Origin of the sequence: Kitasatospora sp. NPDC059817 (assembly GCF_042731835.1) — a bacterium.
Classification (GTDB): domain Bacteria; phylum Actinomycetota; class Actinomycetes; order Streptomycetales; family Streptomycetaceae; genus Kitasatospora.
The window spans coordinates 1-1,076 of record NZ_JBHWIR010000413.1 but is presented as its reverse complement, the minus strand read 5'-3'; the positions used below and the strand labels follow the sequence as shown (position 1 = coordinate 1,076).

At 76.9% G+C, this 1,076-nt stretch carries 1 protein-coding gene; it reads left to right on the top strand.

Annotation, left to right across the window (positions count from 1 at the left end; translation table 11 throughout):
- The first annotated feature begins 117 nt into the window (after window positions 1-117).
- Window positions 118-651, top strand: coding sequence for a hypothetical protein (locus tag ACFV61_RS35845; protein ID WP_380496367.1), 534 nt, complete (start codon window positions 118-120; stop codon window positions 649-651).
- The last annotated feature ends 425 nt before the right edge of the window (window positions 652-1,076 follow it).

Here is a 1,076-nt window from a genome sequence, read left to right as displayed (position 1 = left end):
CGACCACAACCACCCCCCCCCCCCGGGGGGGGGCGCGGGGGGGGGGGGGGGGGGGGGGCCCCCCGGGGCCCCCCACCCACCCAGCAAGACGAGACGACGGAACGGGAGGAAGAGATCATGATCACTGCCGCAGCACGACCCCCTGTACCCAGGCCCTTCCGGCGCATCCCGCCCCCGTACGTCCTCGGCGCCCGCTGGCTCGCCAGCTGCAACTCCCGTCCCGAGGTGACCACCACCCTCTGGACCCGAGGTGATGTCGCCGAGGTCAGAGTCGGCGTCCGGTTCGGCATCATCCGTATCCACGACCGCCGCCTCGGCAACGCCGCCCTTGGCCAGCTCCAGGGTGTGGTCGACATCGTCGGCCCGGTCGGCCCCGTCATCCTCAACGACACCCAGCGCTGCGTCGAGTTCTTCGTCGCCTGCACCCCCACCACCACCTGGGACATGCGCGACAGCCAGCTTCTCGACTGCGGCGAGCGCGGGGAGCGGAGGGTCGTGATCAAGTGCCCGCCGCCGGGCAAGCGCCCCTCCACCGGGCGCCGCTGGCTGGTCGAGCCCGACGGCGGCCAAGCCCTCACCCAGCCCGCGAGCCTCGCCACCGCCCTACGCCACGCCCGCCGCATCCTGCGCGTCGGCGGCTACGCCCCGTAGACCATCCTCCCCACCGTCTCCCCACCGGCGGAGACGGCGCCGACCGGCCACCCGCAGCGGCCAGACGGCACCGGCCACCCCGCGCCCGGCATCCCACTCCACCCCCCGCCGGGCGCGCGGCGGCCACCGGCCCGCCCCCTCTCGGTCCCTACACGCGCGCTGGCGGTGACGCGTGCCGGGCTGGATGAGGAGAGAGGGGGTGGGCCGTACGGAGCTGCCGCGTCAGGCTCTGAGTAGCCGTAGGCGCGCCACCACCGCCGACCGGTGCGCGCGCGTCCCAGTGTTCTGGGGCCGGTCGGCGGTGGATCACCCGAATACGACGAGGACCCGGGAGTGGTCACCCCCGCCCGGGGGGGCCCCCCCCCCCGGGGGGGGGGGGGGGGGGGGGGGCGGCGGCCCGGCCCCCCCCCCCCCCCCCCCCCCCC

Bases quoted from the DNA above. Each gene is read 5' to 3' on its own strand.
- ACFV61_RS35845 (WP_380496367.1), top strand. From the start codon at position 118: ATGATCACTGCCGCAGCACGACCCCCTGTACCCAGGCCCTTCCGGCGC.